Annotated in this window: 18 protein-coding genes; 13 read left to right on the top strand and 5 right to left on the bottom strand. The window is 65.2% G+C overall.

The window, feature by feature from the left end; all coding sequences use genetic code 11:
• Positions 1-53: 53 nt before the first annotated feature.
• Positions 54-1,433, top strand: a complete 1,380-nt coding sequence (locus tag NBE95_RS00440) for an efflux transporter outer membrane subunit (RefSeq protein WP_289893958.1) — start codon at positions 54-56, stop codon at positions 1,431-1,433.
• Between the two features lie 37 nt (positions 1,434-1,470).
• On the opposite strand, the gene NBE95_RS00435 is transcribed toward NBE95_RS00440, so the two are convergent.
• From NBE95_RS00435 to NBE95_RS00420, 4 genes are read right to left on the bottom strand one after another with little or no spacing between them, the layout of a single operon-like run.
• Positions 1,471-2,472: a hypothetical protein gene (locus tag NBE95_RS00435; RefSeq protein WP_289893957.1), complete on the bottom strand. Its 1,002-nt coding sequence runs from the start codon at positions 2,470-2,472 to the stop codon at positions 1,471-1,473.
• 34 nt (positions 2,473-2,506) lie between these two features.
• On the bottom strand, positions 2,507-3,658 hold the full coding sequence (gene glf / locus NBE95_RS00430; RefSeq protein ID WP_289893956.1) for a UDP-galactopyranose mutase: 1,152 nt from the start codon (positions 3,656-3,658) through the stop codon (positions 2,507-2,509).
• Between the two features lie 37 nt (positions 3,659-3,695).
• Positions 3,696-5,528 (bottom strand): glycosyl transferase, encoded by a 1,833-nt coding sequence (locus NBE95_RS00425; protein ID WP_289893954.1) that lies wholly within the window; start codon positions 5,526-5,528, stop codon positions 3,696-3,698.
• Positions 5,525-6,514, bottom strand: coding sequence for a hypothetical protein (locus NBE95_RS00420; RefSeq protein WP_289893953.1), 990 nt, complete (start codon positions 6,512-6,514; stop codon positions 5,525-5,527). The genes NBE95_RS00425 and NBE95_RS00420 overlap by 4 nt, the downstream gene beginning before the upstream one ends.
• On the opposite strand from NBE95_RS00420, the gene NBE95_RS00415 reads away from it, so the two are divergent.
• The 3 genes from NBE95_RS00415 to NBE95_RS00405 all read left to right on the top strand — a co-directional run bounded on the left by NBE95_RS00415 (position 6,513) and on the right by NBE95_RS00405 (position 9,223).
• Complete coding sequence (locus NBE95_RS00415; RefSeq protein ID WP_012112698.1) at positions 6,513-7,868, top strand: IS1380-like element ISPme1 family transposase; 1,356 nt, start codon at positions 6,513-6,515, stop codon at positions 7,866-7,868. The two genes, NBE95_RS00420 and NBE95_RS00415, sit on opposite strands and share 2 nt — an antisense overlap.
• Before the next feature lie 240 nt (positions 7,869-8,108).
• Positions 8,109-8,750, top strand: coding sequence for a glutathione S-transferase N-terminal domain-containing protein (locus NBE95_RS00410; protein WP_289893952.1), 642 nt, complete (start codon positions 8,109-8,111; stop codon positions 8,748-8,750).
• Positions 8,751-8,797: 47 nt separating this feature from the next.
• Entirely contained in the window at positions 8,798-9,223 is a 426-nt protein-coding gene (locus NBE95_RS00405; protein WP_289893951.1) for a nuclear transport factor 2 family protein, read from the top strand.
• A 45-nt stretch (positions 9,224-9,268) separates the two neighbouring features.
• Here NBE95_RS00405 and NBE95_RS00400 read toward each other — a convergent pair whose 3' ends face one another.
• On the bottom strand, positions 9,269-9,847 hold the full coding sequence (locus tag NBE95_RS00400; RefSeq protein ID WP_289893950.1) for a YciI family protein: 579 nt from the start codon (positions 9,845-9,847) through the stop codon (positions 9,269-9,271).
• 629 nt (positions 9,848-10,476) lie between these two features.
• Here NBE95_RS00400 and NBE95_RS00395 point away from each other — a divergent pair.
• From NBE95_RS00395 to NBE95_RS00355, 9 genes are all read left to right on the top strand, one after another.
• Complete coding sequence (locus NBE95_RS00395; RefSeq protein ID WP_289893949.1) at positions 10,477-11,535, top strand: GlxA family transcriptional regulator; 1,059 nt, start codon at positions 10,477-10,479, stop codon at positions 11,533-11,535.
• A gap of 55 nt (positions 11,536-11,590) precedes the next feature.
• Positions 11,591-12,421: a DUF72 domain-containing protein gene (locus tag NBE95_RS00390; RefSeq protein WP_289893948.1), complete on the top strand. Its 831-nt coding sequence runs from the start codon at positions 11,591-11,593 to the stop codon at positions 12,419-12,421.
• A gap of 108 nt (positions 12,422-12,529) precedes the next feature.
• The gene (locus tag NBE95_RS00385) at positions 12,530-13,954 is read left to right on the top strand and encodes an alkaline phosphatase D family protein (protein ID WP_289893947.1); all 1,425 of its coding nucleotides are present in this window, start codon (positions 12,530-12,532) and stop codon (positions 13,952-13,954) included.
• Positions 13,955-14,048: 94 nt separating this feature from the next.
• Positions 14,049-14,750 (top strand): 7-cyano-7-deazaguanine synthase QueC, encoded by a 702-nt coding sequence (queC, locus tag NBE95_RS00380; RefSeq protein WP_289893946.1) that lies wholly within the window; start codon positions 14,049-14,051, stop codon positions 14,748-14,750.
• Complete coding sequence (locus NBE95_RS00375; protein ID WP_289893945.1) at positions 14,750-15,103, top strand: 6-pyruvoyl tetrahydropterin synthase family protein; 354 nt, start codon at positions 14,750-14,752, stop codon at positions 15,101-15,103. The genes queC and NBE95_RS00375 overlap by 1 nt, the downstream gene beginning before the upstream one ends.
• Positions 15,100-15,807, top strand: a complete 708-nt coding sequence (gene queE / locus NBE95_RS00370; protein WP_289893944.1) for a 7-carboxy-7-deazaguanine synthase QueE — start codon at positions 15,100-15,102, stop codon at positions 15,805-15,807. Before NBE95_RS00375 ends, queE begins: the two co-directional genes overlap by 4 nt.
• A gap of 18 nt (positions 15,808-15,825) precedes the next feature.
• Entirely contained in the window at positions 15,826-16,290 is a 465-nt protein-coding gene (gene queF, locus NBE95_RS00365; RefSeq protein ID WP_289893943.1) for a preQ(1) synthase, read from the top strand.
• Positions 16,291-16,436: 146 nt separating this feature from the next.
• Complete coding sequence (locus NBE95_RS00360) at positions 16,437-17,744, top strand: sugar ABC transporter substrate-binding protein (protein ID WP_289893942.1); 1,308 nt, start codon at positions 16,437-16,439, stop codon at positions 17,742-17,744.
• A gap of 116 nt (positions 17,745-17,860) precedes the next feature.
• Positions 17,861-18,730 (top strand): sugar ABC transporter permease, encoded by an 870-nt coding sequence (locus NBE95_RS00355; protein ID WP_289893941.1) that lies wholly within the window; start codon positions 17,861-17,863, stop codon positions 18,728-18,730.
• Positions 18,731-18,732 lie beyond the last annotated feature (2 nt).

Below are 18,732 nucleotides of genomic sequence, written 5' to 3'. Positions count from 1 at the left end.
CCATCCTTTTTCGCGGCCCCTTTGGCGGGCCGCTGCAAGCAGAGAGTTTTCGGATGACGCAGATCCTGTCCCTTTCCCGCCGCGGCCTGTTGGGCGGGCTGGCCTCGAGCCTGGCGCTGGCCGCCTGCAGCCAGGTCGGTTACGCCCCGCCCCGGGCCGAGCTCGCCTCGGCCTTCGCCGGCAATTCGCCCGCCCGCCGCGCCGCCGCCAACGCTTGGTGGGCGGCCTTCCGCGACAAGCAGCTGGACGCGCTGGTCGCCGCCGGGCTGAAGCGCAATCTCGACGTGCTGACCGCGGTCGCGACCATCCGCGAGGCGCAGGCCAATGCCCGGCTGGTGGGCGCGAACGACCTGCCGCAGGTCGATGCCTCGGGCGCGGCCGGCCGCAGCCGCAACGAGACCGGCGCCGTCGGCGAAACCAGCTCGGCGACGCTGGGGGTGTCCTGGCTCATCGACCTGTTCGGCCAGAACCGCGCCGCGCGCGAGGGGGCCTCGGCCAGGCTCGACGCCGCCTATCTGTCGGCCGAGGTCTCGCGCCTGACGGTGGCCAGCGCCATCGCCCAGGCCTATGTCGATGCGCGCTATTACCAAGAGGCGCTGGCCCTGACCCAGCAGAGCCTGGACAGCCGCAAGCGCTCGCTGTCGATGACCCGCACCCAGGACGAATTCGGCAGCGCCACCCGGCTGGAAGTGCTGCAGGCCGAGCAGCTGGTGACCCAGGCCGAGGCCGCGCTGCCGGGGCTCGAGGTCGGCTTTGACCGCTCGGTGAACCGGCTTGCCACCCTGACCGCCGGGCGCAGCGCCGATATCGCCGCGCGGTTGCGCAAGGGCGGCGGCCAGCCGCGGGCGCGCTACCGCGCCAGCGTCGGCGTTCCGGCCGACGTGATCCGCGTGCGTCCCGACGTCCGCGTGGCCGAGCGCAACCTGGCCGCTGCCGTCGCCGGCGTGGGCGAGGCGCAGGCGGCCTTCTATCCCAAGCTGACGCTGTCGGGCTCGATCACGCCCGCGAACATCAGCGGCGGCAGTTCCAAGACCTGGAGCTTCGGCCCGCAGATCTCGCTGCCGCTGTTCTCGGGCGGCGCCAACCAGGCGAACCTGTCGGCGGCGCAGGCGCGGGCCGAGCAGGCGCGGCTGGCCTGGCAGGCCTCGGTGCTGAACGGTGTCGAGGAGGTCGAGAACGCGCTGGCCGGTTACAACCGCGACGCTCGCGCCGTCTCGGCGCAGTCGCGGCTGGTCGAGAATGCCCGCGAGACGGTGAACCTGACCCGCAGCTCTTACGATCTGGGCGAGTCGGATTTCTTCCCGGTGCTGGACGCCGAGCGCAGCCTGCTTTCGGCCCGGCAGGAACTGGCTGCGGCGCTGCGCGATCAGGCAGTGAACTTCATCAAGCTGAGCGCGGCGGCGGCCGGCGGGGTGGGCGTGCCGGCGATCTGAGAACGCCGCGCGGTGCAGGCCTGTCCCGGCATCGGGCTTAGCGGCAGGCTTCCAGCATCATCTCGGACTGGACGCGGAAGCTGCGGAAGATCGCGTTGCAGCCCTTGGCATGGGGCAGGCCCAGGGGAAGGGGGTTCAGCGTCACGTTGTTGAATCCCTCCAAGTTGCTCACATGGAAGATCTCGGACGGATTTTCCCCATCGAAGTAGATCTGGTGCCGGACCGGCCGCTCGCGCGCCTGTCCGCGCCGCACCAGCACCGGCAGATCAAGCACCAGCGGGCCGATGTTCCGGGCTGCGTGATCGGTCAGGATGATGGAGCGCATCGGCATATCGAAACGCGAGACGAAATCCCGCCGCGCCTGCTGATTCTGCATGACCTGCGGCTGGATCGCGTAGCAGAAAATCTCGTATCCTGGGCAAAGCCGGGCGATTTCCTCCGAGAAATAGATGGCCGCATAGCCGCCCGAACTGATTCCCAGGAACAGGATCTTGCGATATTTTCCGGTGATGATGTGACGAAGCTGGCCGATGATCTGGTCCCGCTGATCCAGATACCAATGTGGCTGGCTACCTTCGGCGAAGCGGACGGTATCCGTGCCCATCGTATAGGGAAGCCGATAGAATTCCCACTGGGTCTCGGCAAAGGGTTTCAGCAGATTGCCGGCGGAATTGAAGATGACTGTCAGGACGTCGGAACGCCCCAGATCCTCGTAGATCGAAGCGAGCCGGCGGGCGGGAAAGCCTTCGTTGGGACGCAGGATGTGCAGGAACCGCTCGGCGCCCTCCAGGTCGAACCATCCCACCAGGCGCCTTTCACCGCGCTGCAGGCCCTGGCAATGCGCGAAGGTCGAGCTTGTGACGCCCGTCTCGGTGAAAAAGCGCAGCGCATCGGCCGATAGTTCCCAGCGTGCCTCGCCGTGATGATCGAGTTCTTCGAGCCGGCCTGAGGGATCGAACTGTACTGATGGTGCCAGGACCAGACCGTCGCCGCGCATCAGCGTCCAACTGTTGGAAAGCAGTTCGTCTTTGGTCAGCATCAAAACCCCGGAACAGCTCTTGCCGCGCAATATCTTACAGCGGATCGACCGTGAAGGCCGGCATCCTGTCGCCGGTATCCAGCGTCGCCAGGCAGCGCCGGCCGCAATCCAGCGCCTCGCGGATGGTCACGTCCATGTCGAGATAGCGATAGGTGCCCAGCCGACCCACGAAGGTCACGTTCGACTCGGCCTCGGCCAGCGCGACGTAATCGGCCAGCATCGCCTTTTCCGCCACCAGCCGGATCGGGTAATAGGGAATGTCCTCGGACCCGCATTCGCGCGAGAATTCGCGATAGAGCACCGAGCCGTCATGGTTTTCCCAGGGCGCGAAATGCTTGTGCTCGGTGATCCGGGTATAGGGCACGCCCACGTCGCCGTAATTCATCACCGCGCAGCCCTGGTAATCGCCCTGGTAATCGAAACGCTCGAAATCCAAGGTGCGATAGCCAAGGCGGCCCAGTTCGTAACCGAACCAGCCGTCGATCGGGCCGGAATAGAAGACATGATCGTAATCGGCGGCCTCGTCGCGGCCGACCGTCGTATTCAGCTTCACGCTGATGCCGGGATGGTCCAGGATCCGCTCGACCATCGCGGTATAGCCGTTTTCCGGCATGCCCTGGAACTTGTGGAAGAAGTAATTGTCGTCATAATTGAAGCGCACCGGCAGGCGCTTGAGGATCGAGGCCGGCAGTTCTGTCGGCGAGCAGCCCCATTGCTTCAGCGTATAGCCCTTGAAGAAGGCCTCGTAGAGTTCGGGGCCGACGAAGCGCAATGCCTGCTCCTCGAAGGTCTGCGGGTCGGTGATCGAGGTGTCGGCCTTGCCTTCCAGAAAGGCGCGCGCCTCGTCGGGACGCAGGGTCTGGCCGAAGAACTGGTTGATCGTGTGCAGGTTCACCGGCAGCGAATAGACCGCGCCCTGCGAGGTGGTCTTGACCCGGTTCTTGTAGGGCAGGAAGGTCTCGAAGCGGTTGACGTAATCCCAGACCTCGGCATCGTCGGTGTGGAAGATATGCGGCCCGTAGACATGGACCATGACGCCGGTCGCCTCGTCGCGGGTCGTGTGGCAGTTGCCGGCGACATGGGGGCGGGCATCGGCCACGGTGACGCGATGGCCGGCTTCGGCCAACATGCGGCCGATCACCGCGCCGGACAGGCCTGCACCGACCATGAGGTAATGTTTCGTCATCAAATTCTCCGGGGCAGTGTGATTTTCAAGGCGCGGGTTATTGCGCCGCCATCGGGGCAGAGCCCGGGGCCGGCTCGGGCGCGATTTCCAGCCGTCTTGTCCAGAAGTCCGTGCTGGCAAGCTCGGCATAGCCCTTGCGCCATTCGGTCTTGAGCCGGGGATAGTCGCGCATCAGCCGGATGCCGTTCCTGAGCATCCGCCAGCCCTGGCGCAACGCCGCGCGCTTGGAATGGCGCACGGTGAAGCTTTGCTTGCCGTCGGCGCTGACATAGGTGATCTCGGCGGCGCCCCAGGTTTCGCGGATTCGGCCGCGCTGGCCGGATTGCAGCACCAGCCGGTTGCCGTAGAGCCGGAAGAACGGCAGCAGATGGCCGTTCAGGGTGAATTTCATCAGCAGCCGCGGCAGCCATCTGTGTGGGTTGAGGCGGATGCGCTGTTGCGGCAGCGGGCCGGTCAGCGGTTTCCAGGCCTCGTCCTTGCGGAAGGCGGCGATGGCGGCGCGGCGCTCGGCCATGTCGGCATTCTCGGCAAAGAAGGCGGGGCCGCGCATCACGTCCTCGACCGCCAGGTTCAGCGCCGAGAGCGATTCGTAATGGCACTGGAACAGGCTGCGCATGAAGAACCAGCCCGGCATCGTCAGGGTCTTGAACAGGCCGATATCCATCTGCGGCAGCGCGAGGTGATGGATGATGTGGCTGCGCATGTCGAGATAAAGCGTCTGCGCCGATTCCTTGTCCGAGAAATCCGCGTCCTGGAAGCAGATCACCCCCGGCAGCGTCACGATGTCAAAATCGTTGGCGATCGAGAAGCTGATGTCGTCGCCGCGCACGAAAAACGGGAAGGGACGGTATCTGGTCTCGGCGATCGGAAAGGCGAAATACCACCAGCCGCCATAGAAATTATGCGGCTTGTCCCTGGTCGATTGCATTTCCATCTGCGCGACCTGGTCGAAATTGCGCAGGTCGACGCCCAGCCATTGCGGCTGGCAATGCCGGTTGAAGACGGCGCCGTTCTCCCACAGCGCCCAGCGGTGGTTGGCCATGGTCATGCCGCCGGCCACCGCGGTCTTCGGATCGGTGGCATAGGCGAGGAAGGTCCAGGTCCGCTCGACCGCGCCCATATGCACCGAGGCGTCGTCATCCATGAACAGGCAATGCGAGGCGCCGCGCGCCTCGGCCTCCAGCAGCCCGCGGGCGAAGCCGCCCGAGCCGCCCAGGTTCTCATTGCCGATCAGCGTGACCTGTTTCGAGGGCTGGATCGCGGCGCTGCGGCCGTTATCCACCACGATCAGGTGCAGATGCGGCGCCAGCGGGGTCTCGGCCATGAAGGTCTCGAACCGCGCGGCGCTGGCCTCGACCGCGGCCTCGCGCTTGAAGGTGGTGATCGACAGCGCCAGCTGCGGCAGGCGGCGCGGCGCCTGTCGGGTTTCCCAGGCGGCGGCGGTCAGCTTGCCCTCGCCAAGCGCGCGCAGGGTGAAATAGACCAGCCCCACCGGCTCGGCCTCGAGCAGCGGCGTCAGGTCCAGCCGGAAAGGCTCGCCGGCCTGCAGCTCGATGAGCTCGTTGACCGGCCGTTCCCAGGACCGCTGCGGCAGGGTCTGGAACACCACCAGCTCGAAGCGCCCCTCACCCTCGAGCCGCAGTCCCAAATCCTCGAGCGCGCAATGCCGCCGCCATTTGCCGAGGTTGAACAGGTTGGCGGCGGTGTTGAACTCCACGGTGCCGCCGGCCGAAAAGACGATGCTGTGCGCGCTGTCCGAATAGGCCGCCGGCCCGAACAGTCGCAGATAGAGCAGATGCTCGGTCGAGATCCCGCGCTCGGGCCAGAGCAGGGATTGCAGGGTGTGGTAACTGATGCCGGATTGGGTCATTTGAGAAGCAGTCCCGTGAACTGGGCAAATTCGTCAAGCGAGATCTGGCCCAGATTGCTGGAAGCATTCTGGTCGCTGCGATGCGGGAAAAGCGGTGCGGGATGATCGGGCAGGAAAGTAGAGCGGACCCATTCGTTATCCGCCTCGAAATATTTCATGATCCGGTTGGATTGCTCGGCGGAAAGCCGCGGCCGCGGCTCGATCGGCAACTGGTCGATGCGCCCCTGCAGGCGCTGGCGAGTCTGGTTGGGCGCTCCGTTCTCGCGGAACGGGATATAGGGATGAATGCGGCGCAGGAACTCCAATGCCGGAGCGGAAAACCCGGTATTGTCGTTCTTTGTGCGCACAAGTTCGGAAAGATCCGGGATGTCGCCTTGAAAGATCAGATCGAACAGGTCGATCAGAATGTCGCCGCCGACCAATTCCTTCCGATCGAAAATCCGCACCTTGATGCGCTCGGCGCCAAAGGATTTCTGCCAGAGACCCAGGATGTGCTTGTAGAAGATATAGGGAACCATGCCGCGGTTCCTCAATGCCTCTTCCACGAACCCGTCGAACTGCGGTCCGGCATAGCCGCGTTTGAGGTATTCCCCATACATGCTGAGAAGCGAATCGTCCTGCCGCCGCAGATAGATGACGATCTCGATCTCGTCAAAAATATTCACAAGGAAGTCGTGAAAATTCTGCACCCCGCATTGGCCGCTAATATTCCCGGTCAGGTTCTCGGAAGAAAGCAGGACGGTGTGAACCTTGCCGTGATTCTGATGGGCTTGATTTTTCAGGTGATTGCCAAGTTTGTGGCGAAACTTTTCCACCTGCTCCAGCGTATGGATGCCATAGTCGCGCGAGAAATCATGGATATAGCAGGCCGACGCAAAGAACAGCGTCATCCCACATTCTCCAAGTAAGTCGCTGATTTCGCTGTCGTAATCGTGATATTTCGCATATAAATCATGGCGTTGACGGCTGCGAGGGGCGCGTTTCATGGATCACCTGGAGGGTGCGGGCTTGGCGCGGGGAGATCGGGTTGATTTCGACCGCCGTGTGCGTCTGGAGTTCCGTGGTGCGCAGATCAGTTCAGACGGTGGCCTGCTGGTGATGCGCGAGCTTGATGACGTGCTCGGCCTGTCCAATCTGGCGTCGGAGGCGCTGCGAGACAGCCGCACCGGGAAGAACACGCTCCATCGGCTTGACGGATTGTTCCGGCAATCGGTGTTCGGACGACTGGCCGGATACGAGGATGTGAACGATGCCGACCGCTTGGCCCTCGATCCCGTGATGCGTCAGGTCGTTGGCGGCAGGGCCGTCGAGGCGCAAGCTGCTTCGGCATCGCAGATGGGACGGTTCGAGACCGAGACGCTGGCTCTGGCCGCGAACCGGGCGGCGCTGGCCGATCTGAACGGCCAATGGATCGACCGGTTTCATGACCGCAACGGGTTGAAATACATCGTGCTGGACATGGACAGCTCGGTCAGCCCCACCCACGGCGATCAGGAAGGTGCTGCCTGGAACGGGCATTTCGACTGCACCTGCTATCACCCCATCTTCTTGTTCAACCAGTTTGGCATGCTGGAGCGCTGCGCCCTGCGTAACGGCAATGTCCACAGCGCCGATGGCTGGCGGGATGTCCTTGATCCCGTCATTGCCCGATATGCTGGCCGCGACCTTGGTGGACGCTTCTTCCGGGCCGACGCTGCCTACGCGATCCCCGCGATCTATATGCGGCTGGAAGAAGCCAGGTTCTTCTACGCCATCCGTCTGCCCGCCAACGCCGTCTTGCGCGAGAAGATCGCGCATCGGCTGACACGGCCCGTGGGACGGCCTTCGCTGACCAAGGTCAAACGGTTCTTCGAGGACTTCGAGTATCAGGCGGCGTCCTGGGACAAGCCGCGCCGCGTCATCGCCAAGATCGAATGGCATCCGGGCGAGCTGTTCCCCAAAGTCGGCTTCATCGTCACCAACCTGCCGATGGAGCCAGACTGGGTGGTGAGGTTCTACAACCAGCGCGGCACCGCAGAGCAGCACATCAAGGAAGGCAAATATGCCTTTCGCTGGACGCGGCTGTCATGCCGGAAGTTCCGGCACAACGAGGTGCGGCTGCAACTGCACGCGCTGGCCTACAACCTGGCAACCTTCCTGCGCTGCATCGAACTGCCCGAGGCCATGGCGGACTGGTCGTTGACCAGCCTGCAACTCAAGCTGATCAAGATCGGCGCCCGCGTCGTCCGCCACGCCCGCGCCATTACCTTCCAGTTGGCCGAGGTCGCCGTCACCGGCCCGATGGTGCGGGCCGTCCTTGCCGCCATCCGCCGTCTTCGAACGCCTCCGTCATGCGCATGACCACGATCCATGCCCAAGCTGAACGAAAGCGGCAGGACAGGTCCGTCTGCCGCGCGGAAAAGCGGCTCTGCCGGGCCAGAATGCTGCGGGTTCGAGGCTTGATCCACCCGACTTCGGCCGTTTGCGCGACGACAGACACCGCTCGGGGCGAAAAACGCTTGCCCAGCGAGCAAAATCAGGCGATCTTGAAGTCAAGCGGCAGGCCACTTGGGGAATGTCGGGATATTGGCAGGCACAATCATGACCCCCATCCAGCTTTACAGCTACCAGACTCCCAACGGCCACAAGGCCTCGATCATGCTCGAGGAAACAGGGCTCCCTTATGTCGTCCATGTCGTGGATATCGAAAAGGGCGACCAGTTCCGGCCAGAATTTCTCGCACTGAACCCCAACAACAAGATCCCGGTGATCGTTGACCCCGACCGGAGCCGGACGGTGTTCGAGAGTGGCGCGATCCTGCTCTACCTTGCTGATCGCTCGGGTGTGCTGAAGCCGGCGAACGACATCGAGGCCGGGCTCACGCTGCAATGGATGCTCTTTCAGGCGGGGCATGTCGGGCCGACGCTCGGCCAGCTCTGGAACTACAAGATCTTTGCCGCCGAAAGGCTCCCGCAGGTGATCGCCCGTTTCGAACGGGAGACAGCCCGCATCCTGCGGGTGCTGGATGGCCAATTGGAACCAAGACCATATCTTGTCGGCGATCTTTTCGGTGTCGCCGACGTGATGACCTGGCCATGGATCAACGCTGCCGTATCCAAGCTTGATGTCGATCTCGGCCAATACCCGAATGTCGCCCGCTGGTTTGCTGAAATCGCGGCGCGGCCGGCTGTGCAACGCGGTCTCCGCGTTCCGGCTCACGATGACCAGGAAACGCTCCCATAGAAATTCGCGGGTGTCTCATAGCCGCTACTCGCAAAAGGAGAACAAAGATGGGCGCTCCCTCTCCCGAACTCTGCAATCTTTGGCTTGCGCGCGCCTTCAATGCGCAGGACGTCGAAGCCGCTGCCGCCATGTACCATCCCGAAGCGTCGATCGTTCAGGTCGACGAGGTCCATGGCGGCACCAGCATCGCGCGCGGCGCCGAGGCTATCCGTAAAACGATGGCCGGCTATATCGGGCTGAAGCCCCATATGGATGTGATCACCCACCACACGACCGTTTCCGGCGACTTTGCGATGACACGCTCGCAGTGGTTGATCAGGGGCATGGACAAGGAGGGCAAGCCGACGAAAGTGCATCATCATGGCATGGAAGTTCACCGGCGCCTAAGCGATGGGACCTGGGTCTTCTTCCTGGACCACCCCTTTGGCGCCGATCCGAGCTGGGCAATCGAAGCACCACCACATACAGAATAGCTGAAATGCTTCGCGCCTCGGGGCGCAATGAGACCTGTTGCCGTTCTACGATGGTTGCTCCAGTGGCCACACCTCGACGACGCCGTGTGCGACAGCGCAGGGGGTCCGCGAGACCATGTCTATGGCCTCGGCCAAATCGGCAGCTTCGATTATGGCAAAGCCAGCCACCGGCAAGGACGACGTCATGAACGGTCCATTTGCCGTTTCCACCTGAGCGGCGTCGGGATTGCGCACTTGCACAGGAGCGCCCGCGATACCCATCAACGCTCCGTCTTTCTGCAGCGTCGCATCATGAGCATGGGCCTTTAGAGCGGTGATTTTCTGTCGGATGCCAGCCAAGAACACGGCCTCTTCGTCGGTCAGCGGACGGGTGGGCCAGCCTTTCACATAGAGCATGTTCTTCGGGATTGTCGCCTCGATGCTGGAGCGGATGGCGGCGATCTCCTTTGCGCGCGCCAGTCGGTCGCGCAGATCGGCATCGAGCAGATCCGGCGCAATGTCGCCCAGCCAGCGCCCGCCCTGGAAGGCAAAGCCGCTATCAGCCTCAAGCGTGACCATGCGTCGGTAGAGCGGCGCGGCCTCCGGCTGGCGCGCGGCCGCTGCAAGGTCGGGCAGGCTGGACATGATGCAGAAGCGGCAGCTCACGCGGGACATGCCGAGTCATATGGTTGGCAATCGGCTGCAGCATGTCCGGATACAGGACGCCATGCCGATGCAGCCATTTCTTGTTCGCGGCGCAAGTGTTTTGCAGAAAAGTCGAGGCCGTCTTGGGCGTGCCGATATGGCATATCACTTTCATGGCTCAGATCACGTCCTGGCGGCGTTATTGAAATGCGTCCGGCGGCGGTGCGAGGCGGCAGGGCGGACCGGACGAAAGAAGGGCGAAGGACCGCTTTCCGCGAGGGAGGCTGCCGGCGAATGCGATCTCTGGATGCGATGACCGATGTAAAGGCCGATATGAAGCGGTTGGGTCACTGGGTTGGATCTCGATCAGCGGTCTTCCGATGCGGGCATGGTCCTGCCGGGCCCCGGCAGGCTGGGCGCGGTCTAGCCCATTCTGATTGCCTGGGAAAGCATGAATGCTTGCCGCGGGCCGGACGGCCAGACCGGACGGTTCGCCCGCATCGGCGGAGTTTTGCCGATGACCCTGCGTCAGCGGGGACAAATCGGCACGGCCCGGAAGTCCGCGGAGCCCCGCAGGCACCCGCATCAAGCCCATGGCAGCGGCTTGCGCTTTGTGGCAATGCGGAATCATGGGGACCGCAGATCCGGGAAACACGACCGTGGTGCAATCATCGCAGGACAGCGAACGCTACATCGCCCGAGGCATCGCCCATATGAAGCTGGCGGCCGCCGTCGAGGCGCCGATCGAGGTCGCCTTCGTGCTGATGCCGCGCTTCACCATGCTGGCCTTCACCTCGGCCATCGAGCCTCTGCGTGTCGCCAATCAGCTGACCGAGAAGCTGCTGTTCAAATGGCACGTCCTGACCGAGACCGGCCAGCCGATCAGCTGCTCGAACGGCGTGCCGGTGGTGCCCGATGCCCCGCTTTCCTCGGCCCCGGCCAGCGATTACGTCCTGGTCTGCGGCGGGGTCGAGCCGGATGCCGGCTGCAGCGCAGAGCTGACCGACTGGCTGCGCAAGCAATGGCGCCACGGCCGCACGGTGGGCGGGCTGTGCACCGGCGCCTATGCGCTGGCCCGCGCCGGCATCCTGAACGGCCGCCGTTTCACCCTGCATTGGGAAAACATCCCCAACTTCACCGAGAAGCACCCCGACCTGGCCCCGGAGCGGCGCATCTTCTGCATCGACGACCGCATCGTCACCTGTGCCGGCGGCGTCGCCTCGACCGAGCTGGCGTTGAAGCTGATCGAGGATTACTACGGCACCGACCTGATGCAGGCGGTGATGGACATGTGCCTGCTCGGCCAGATCCGGCGCGGCGAGGAAGAGCAACTGAGCTCGCTTTCCGTGCGGCTGGGCACCCGCAACGACCACCTGATCCGCGCCGTCGCCTATATCGAGGCGCATGTCGAGGACGAGGTGGACCTGGGCGAATGCGCCGGCTATCTGGGCATCTCGCGCCGACAGCTCGAGCGGCTGTTCCAACGCTATCTGGACACCACGCCGCTGCAATATCTCAACCGGGTGCGGCTGCAGCACGCGCGCTCGCTGCTGACCGAGACCAATCTCAGCGTGATGGAGGTGGCGGTGGCCTGCGGCTTCGGTTCGTCCTCCTATTTCTCCAAGGTGTTCCGCTCGCATTACGGCATCTCTCCGCACAAGTTCTCGCTGACGCGCAAGCGGGGCTGAGCCTTGGCGCGATTGCGTGTATGCTGCCCCGGGAACGCTGGCGAAGGGGAACGGCATGGGCAAGGACGGAGGCAAAGGCGGCGGCCAGGCGGGACGCATCCGCATCGGCATCGGCGGCTGGACCTATGAGCCCTGGCGCGGCAGCTTCTATCCCGAGGGTCTGCCGCAGCGGCGCGAGCTGGAACATGCCAGCCGCCAGCTCACCTCGATCGAGATCAACGGCACCTATTACGGCAGCCAGAAGCCCGAGAGCTTCCGCAAATGGCATGACGAGACGCCCGAGGATTTCGTCTTTTCGCTGAAGGCGCCGCGCTATGCCACGAACCGCAGGGTACTGGCGGATGCGGGCGAGACCATCGCGCGCTTCTTCGACAGCGGCGTCCTGCTGCTGGGCGACAAGCTGGGGCCGATCAACTGGCAGTTCATGGCGACGAAGAAATTCGACCCCGAGGATTTCGCCGCCTTCCTGAATCTGCTGCCCGCATCGCTGGACGGCAGGGCGCTGCGCCATGTCGTCGAGGTCCGGCACGAAAGCTTCCGCAGCCCGGACTTCATCGGGCTGATCCGCGGCCATGGCGTCGCCGCGGTGGTTTCGGCCGATGGCGATTTCCCGCAGATCGCCGATCCCACCGCGCCCTTCGTCTATGCCCGCATCATGGGCACGCGCGAGGACGAGCCGCTGGGCTATGCGCCGGACAAGCTGGACCTGTGGGCGGAACGGGCGCGGATCTGGGCCGCCGGCGGCCTGCCCGAGGGGCTTGACCATGTCGGCGGCAACGATGCCGGGGCGCCGCGCGACGTGTTCCTTTACGTGATCAGCGGCTGCAAGCGGCGCAATCCACAGGCGGCGATGGCCTTGATGGAAAGGCTGGGGCAGGGCGGCTGATCCCCGGTTGCAGGGCCAGCGATTTCCCGCTGTCGCGGCGCCGTCGAATTGCGCTTCGCCGCATCGCGCCTATATCTCGCTGCAACGCAAAACCGGGAAGGAACATTCGTGGGCGAAGGACGACAACCGGCACAGGCCGGGCCGATCCTGCATTTTCGCGGCATCGAGGGCCAGGCGATCCGGCTTGCGGCCATCGTGATCCGCCGCGACGACACGGCGCCGGGAAGCCTGCGCGCCGCGGGCGCCGAGATCGCGCCGCGGCGCCTGGCCGCCATCGCCGGCATCACCGCCTGGCGCTACGATTTCACCCTGGCCGCCGGCGATCCGGGCTATGAGCTCGAGGGCGAGCACTACGAGGTGGCGACCGAGTTCGACGGCGACCTGCGCATCGCCTTCGTCTCCTGCAATGGCGAGGAGAATGGCGATCTGGACCGCGACGGCGAGGAGCGCAACCTGATGTGGGCCCGGCTGGCCCGCGACCACGCCCGCGCGCCCTTCGCCCTGTTGCTGCAGGGCGGCGATCAGGTCTATGCCGACGAGGCGACGCAGGGCCACCCGCTGAGCCATGACTGGCCCGACAAGGCGTCCGAGGTCGACGACCCCGCCGCGCTGGCCGGCCTGGCCGAGCATCTGCGCCACCGCTTCGTAGAGCGTTATCTGCATGTGCTGCAGGCGCGCGGCTATGCCTGGATGGCGGCGCGGGTCCCGGTGCTGTCGGTCTGGGACGATCACGACATCTGCGACGGCTGGGGCTCGCTGCCCGAGAAGCGCAGCCGCTCGGCCGTCGGCCGAACCCTGTTCGCCGTGGCGCGCGAGACCTATCTGCTGTTCCAGCACGGCGCGGTGGAAGGCGACATTCCCGACCTGTTCCTCGATGCCTCGGGGGCCAGCCTCAGCTGGAAGCGCGAATTGCCGGGCCTGACCATCGCCGCGCCGGACCTGCGGTCCGAACGCGACCGCCACCGTATCCTCGGCCCGGCGGGCTGGCGGGCGGTCGAGGCGCTGGCGCCGCGGGGCGCGCAGGTGTTCCTGGTCTCCAGCGTGCCGCTGCTGGGGCCGCGCCTGTCGCTTCTGGAACGGCTGATGATGGCGATCCCGCGCATGCAGCATTACGAGGACGACCTGCGCGACCAATGGCAAAGCCGCGCCCATCGCGAGGAATGGCAGCGCATGCTGCGCGAGGTGCTGAAATGGCGCACCGATGCGCCTGTCACCGCGCTGTCGGGCGAGATCCATCTGGCCACCCGCGCCGTCATGGGGCCGGATGCGCAGTGCGTGCATCAATTGGTCGCCTCGGGCATCTCGCATCGCGCCCCGCCCAAGGCCTATGCGCGCAGCCTGGGGCTGTTCGCCGGGCTGGGCGAGGCGCCCTTGCCCGGCCATCCGATCCGCATCCACCCGCTGCCCGGCCAGCGCCACCGCTACGTGGCCGAACGGAACTACCTGACCCTTGCCCGCCGCGACGGGCGCTGGCAGGCGGTCTGGCACCTTGAGGACAGCGGCGAAACCCCGGCGCTGGATCTGTCCGACTGACGCCGGCGGGCGGTTGCGCCGCCCGCCAAAGCCCGCTATGTCGGGCGCCCATACCGGTCGCAGCCTACCCGGTCATCAAAACAAGGGTCACATCATGAAGACGACAGTTGTCTGCTCGGGCGGACTCGATTCCGTGTCGCTGGCGCATATGGTCGCGGCGCAGGGCGGGCTTTCGCGCCTGGTCTCCTTCGACTATGGCCAGCGCCACCGCAAGGAGCTGGATTGCGCCGCCGCCGCCGCCCGGCGGCTGGGCGTGCCGCATCACCTCATCGACATGCGCGGCGTGGGGGCGGTGCTGACCGGCTCGGCGCTGACCGGCGGCGCCGAGGTGCCGGACGGGCATTATGCCGAGGAAACCATGCGCATCACCGTGGTTCCGAACCGCAACGCCATCATGCTGACCGTGGCCTTCGGCATGGCGGCGGCGATGGGCGACCGGGCAGTGGCGACCGCCGTGCATGGCGGCGATCATTTCATCTATCCCGATTGCCGCCCCGCCTTCGCCGAGGCCTTCCAGCACATGCAGGACGCGGCGCTGGACGGCTATGCGCAAGTGCGGCTGCTGACCCCCTTCGTGCATCGCACCAAGGCCGATATCGTCACCGAGGGCGCCCGCCACGGCACGCCCTTTGCCGAAACCTGGTCCTGCTACAAGGGCGGCGCCCGCCATTGCGGCCGCTGCGGCACCTGCGTCGAGCGGCGCGAGGCCTTCCACCTGGCCGGCATCCCCGACCCGACCGGCTATGCGGACGCCGATTTCTGGCGGCAGGCCATCGCAGAACGGCGGCAAGCCTGATGTTCCGCATCGCGAAGGAGTTCCATTTCTCGGCCTCGCACCAGCTGGCGCATCTGCCGCCGGATCATCAATGCGCCCGGCTGCACGGGCACAATTACATCGTCGTGGTCGAACTGGCGGCGGCCGAGCTGAATGCCGACGGCTTCGTGTGCGACTATCACGAGCTTGCGCCGCTAAAGCACTATATCGACACGCATTTCGATCATCGCCACCTGAACGACGTTCTGGACGGCCCTTCGACCGCCGAGGCCATGGCGCGGCATTTCCATGACTGGTGCAAGGCGCGCTGGCCCGAGACGGTGGCGGTCCGGGTGTCCGAGACGCCCAAGACCTGGGCCGAGTATCGGCCATGACGCTGCGCATCGCGGAAATCTTCGGCCCGACCATCCAGGGCGAGGGCGCGCTGATCGGCGAGCCCACGGTCTTTGTCCGCGCCGGCGGCTGCGATTATCGCTGCCTCTGGTGCGACAGCCTGCACGCCGTGGACAGCCGCCACCGCCACGAATGGCGGCCGATGAGCGCCGCGGCGGTCTGGGCCGAGGTCCGGCGCCTGTCCGGCGGCCAGCCGCTGACCATCTCGCTGTCCGGCGGCAACCCGGCGATCCAGGATTTCGCGCCGCTGATCGCGCTGGGACGCGGGCAGGGCTATCGCTTCGCCTGCGAGACGCAGGGCTCGGTCGCGCAGCCCTGGTTCGCGGATCTGTCCATGCTGGTGCTGTCGCCGAAACCGCCCTCGAGCGGGCAGGTGGTCGACTGGGACGTCTTCGACCGCTGTGTGCAGGCGGGCGAGGGCGCCGGCCAGCGGGTGCTGAAGATCGTGATCTTCGACCAGCGCGACCTGGACTGGGCGCGCGCGGTCGCCGCCCGCCATCCCCAACTGCCGCTCTACCTGCAACCCGGCAATCCCGAGACCGATCCCGCCCTGCCGGTCGATCCGCAGGCCCTGGCCGACCGGCTGCTCTGGCTGGTCGAGAACACGGTCGGCCGCGGCTGGCTGAAACCCCGCATCCTGCCGCAGCTGCATGTCCTGATCTGGGGCAACCGGCGCGGCGTCTGAGACATCCCGGAGGGAAGCATGACCGAAACGATCTACAGCGGCCTCACGCAATTGGGCGGCGCCACCCGGCTGCCCGAAAGCCCCGACAAGGCCGAGTTGGAGCGGGTGCAGAACCCGCAGGCCGACGTGGCCTATAACGTGCGCTTCACCGCGCCCGAGTTCACCTCGCTCTGCCCGATGACCGGGCAGCCGGATTTCGCGCATCTGGTGATCGACTATGTGCCCGGCGACTGGCTGGTCGAATCGAAATCGCTGAAACTTTATCTTGGAAGTTTCCGGAATCACGGCGCTTTTCACGAGGACTGCACCGTCTCGATCGGCCGGCGGCTGGCCGGGTTCCTTGCGCCGCGCTGGCTGCGCATCGGCGGCTACTGGTATCCGCGCGGCGGCATCCCCATCGACGTGTTCTGGCAGAGCGGCCCGCTGCCCGAGGCGGTCTGGATCCCCGATCAGGGCGTGCCGCCCTATCGCGGCCGCGGCTGAAGCCGGGCCCCCATCTGCAAGAAGCTATCGGTCGGCGCGGCTCCGGGTATCGGGCCGCGCCGATTTCGCTTGACAGCCTCGTCGCGAATATGTGAGCATTTGCCCATCGCATTAGCAAATGCTGATCCGCAGGGGAGGACAATCGAATGAGCATGATGCTGCGCGGCCTGATGGGGGCTTGCGCCATGACGGCGCTGGCGGCGCCCGCCATGGCCGAGACGCTGACCATCGCCACCGTGAACAACGGCGACATGATCCGCATGCAGAAGATGACCAAGCCGTTCACCGACGCGAACCCGGACATCCAGTTGGAATGGGTCACGCTGGAGGAGAACGTGCTGCGCCAGCGCGTTACCACCGACATCGCCACCAAGGGCGGGCAATACGACATCGTGACCGTCGGCAATTACGAGGTGCCGATCTGGGCCAAGCAGGGTTGGCTGACCCCGCTTGAGGACATGGGCGCCGATTACGACGCCGAAGACATCCTGCCGCCGATCCGCGAGGGGCTGTCGCTGGACGGCAAACTTTACGCGGCGCCCTTCTACGGCGAATCCGCGATGATCATGTATCGCACGGACCTGATGGAAAAGGCCGGGCTGGAGATGCCCGAGCGCCCGACCTGGGAATTTGTCTATGACGCGGCGCGCAAGATGACCGACAAGACCAACGAGGTCTATGGCATCTGCCTGCGCGGCAAGGCCGGCTGGGGCGAGAACATGGCCTTCCTGACCTCGATGGGCGCCAGCTACGGCGCGCCCTGGTTCGACATGGCGTGGAAGCCGCAATTCTCGGGCGAGGCCTGGAAGAAGGCGCTGACCGATTACGTCGCCATCATGACCGAGGCCGGCCCGCCCGGCGCCTCGTCGAACGGTTTCAACGAGAACCTGGCGCTGTTCCAGACCGGCAAATGCGGCATGTGGATCGACGCCACCGTGGCCGCCAGCTTCGTGTCGAACCCCAAGGAGTCGACCGTCGCCGACAAGGTCGGCTATGCACTGGCCCCCGAGGGCGAGAAGCCGCAGATGTGGCTTTGGGCCTGGACCCTGGCCGTGCCGTCCTCGACCGACGCGCCGGACGCGGCGAAGAAGTTCGTCGCCTGGGCGACCTCGAAAGCCTATACCGAGCAGGTCGCGGCCGCCGAGGGCTGGGCGAACGTGCCGCCGGGCACCCGCACCTCGCTTTACGAGAACCTGGAATACCAGAAGGCCGCGCCCTTCGCGAAGCCGACGCTGGACAGCATCATGTCGGCCGACCTGAAGAACCCGACCACCGTGGAAGTGCCCTATATCGGCACGCAATGGGTGGGCATCCCCGAGTTCCAGGCGCTCGGCACCGCCGTCGGCCAGCAATTCTCGGCCGCGCTGGCCGGGCAGGCGAGCGTCGACCAGGCGCTGCAGATGGCCCAGCAGATCGCCGAGCGCGAGATGGCCAAGGCCGGCTATCCCAAGTGACCTTGGTCAGCCCGTAACCCCTTCACGATCACGCAAGGGACGGACATGCCGTCCCTTGCTTCCCGAACCGGAATGTTCATCCGTCATTTTCGTCGCTTGCGTGGGGAGGCGCGCCGATGGCTACCCGACATCAGAAAACACTCGCGCGCCTGATGGTCGCGCCCTCGGTCCTGCTGCTGCTGGGCTGGATGATCGTGCCGCTGGCCATGACGCTGTGGTTCAGCTTCCAGAGCTACAACCTGCTCTCGCCCGGCATGGAACAATTCATCGGCTGGACCAACTACAAGTATTTCCTGTCCGATCCCGCCTTCTGGACGGCGATGCGGAACACGCTGCTGCTGGTCGGGGGCGTGCTGGTCATCACCGTGGGCGGCGGCATCCTGCTGGCCATGCTGCTGGACCAGCCGATGTTCGGCCAGGGCATCGTGCGCATCCTGGTAATCGCGCCCTTCTTCATCATGCCGACCGTCTCGGCGCTGGTGTGGAAGAACATGTTCATGAACCCGGTCAACGGGCTGTTCGCCTGGCTTGCCAAGGCCATGGGCGCGCAGCCCGTCGACTTTCTGGCGCAATATCCGCTGATGTCGGTCATCCTGATCGTCGCCTGGCAATGGCTGCCCTTTGCCACGCTGATCCTGCTGACGGCGCTGCAATCGCTCGACAGCGAGCAGATGGAGGCGGCCGAGATGGACGGCGCCGGCGCCTGGGCCAAGTTCACCCATCTGATCCTGCCGCACCTGTCGCGCGCCATCACCGTGGTCATCCTGATCGAGACCATCTTCCTGCTCTCGGTCTTTGCCGAGATCCTGGTCACCACCAATGGCGGGCCGGGCTATGCCTCGACCAACCTGACCTACCTCGTCTATTCGCAGGCGCTGCTGCAATACGACGTGGGCGGCGCCTCCGCCGGCGGCATCGTCGCCGTCATCCTGGCCAATATCGTTGCGATCTTCCTGATGCGGATGATCGGCAAGACGCTGGAGTGATC

The sequence above is a fragment of the Paracoccus sp. TOH genome (assembly GCF_030388245.1).
GTDB lineage: Bacteria > Pseudomonadota > Alphaproteobacteria > Rhodobacterales > Rhodobacteraceae > Paracoccus > Paracoccus simplex.
Note: the sequence above shows the minus strand (reverse complement) of the source record. Positions and strands in the feature narration are given on the sequence as shown.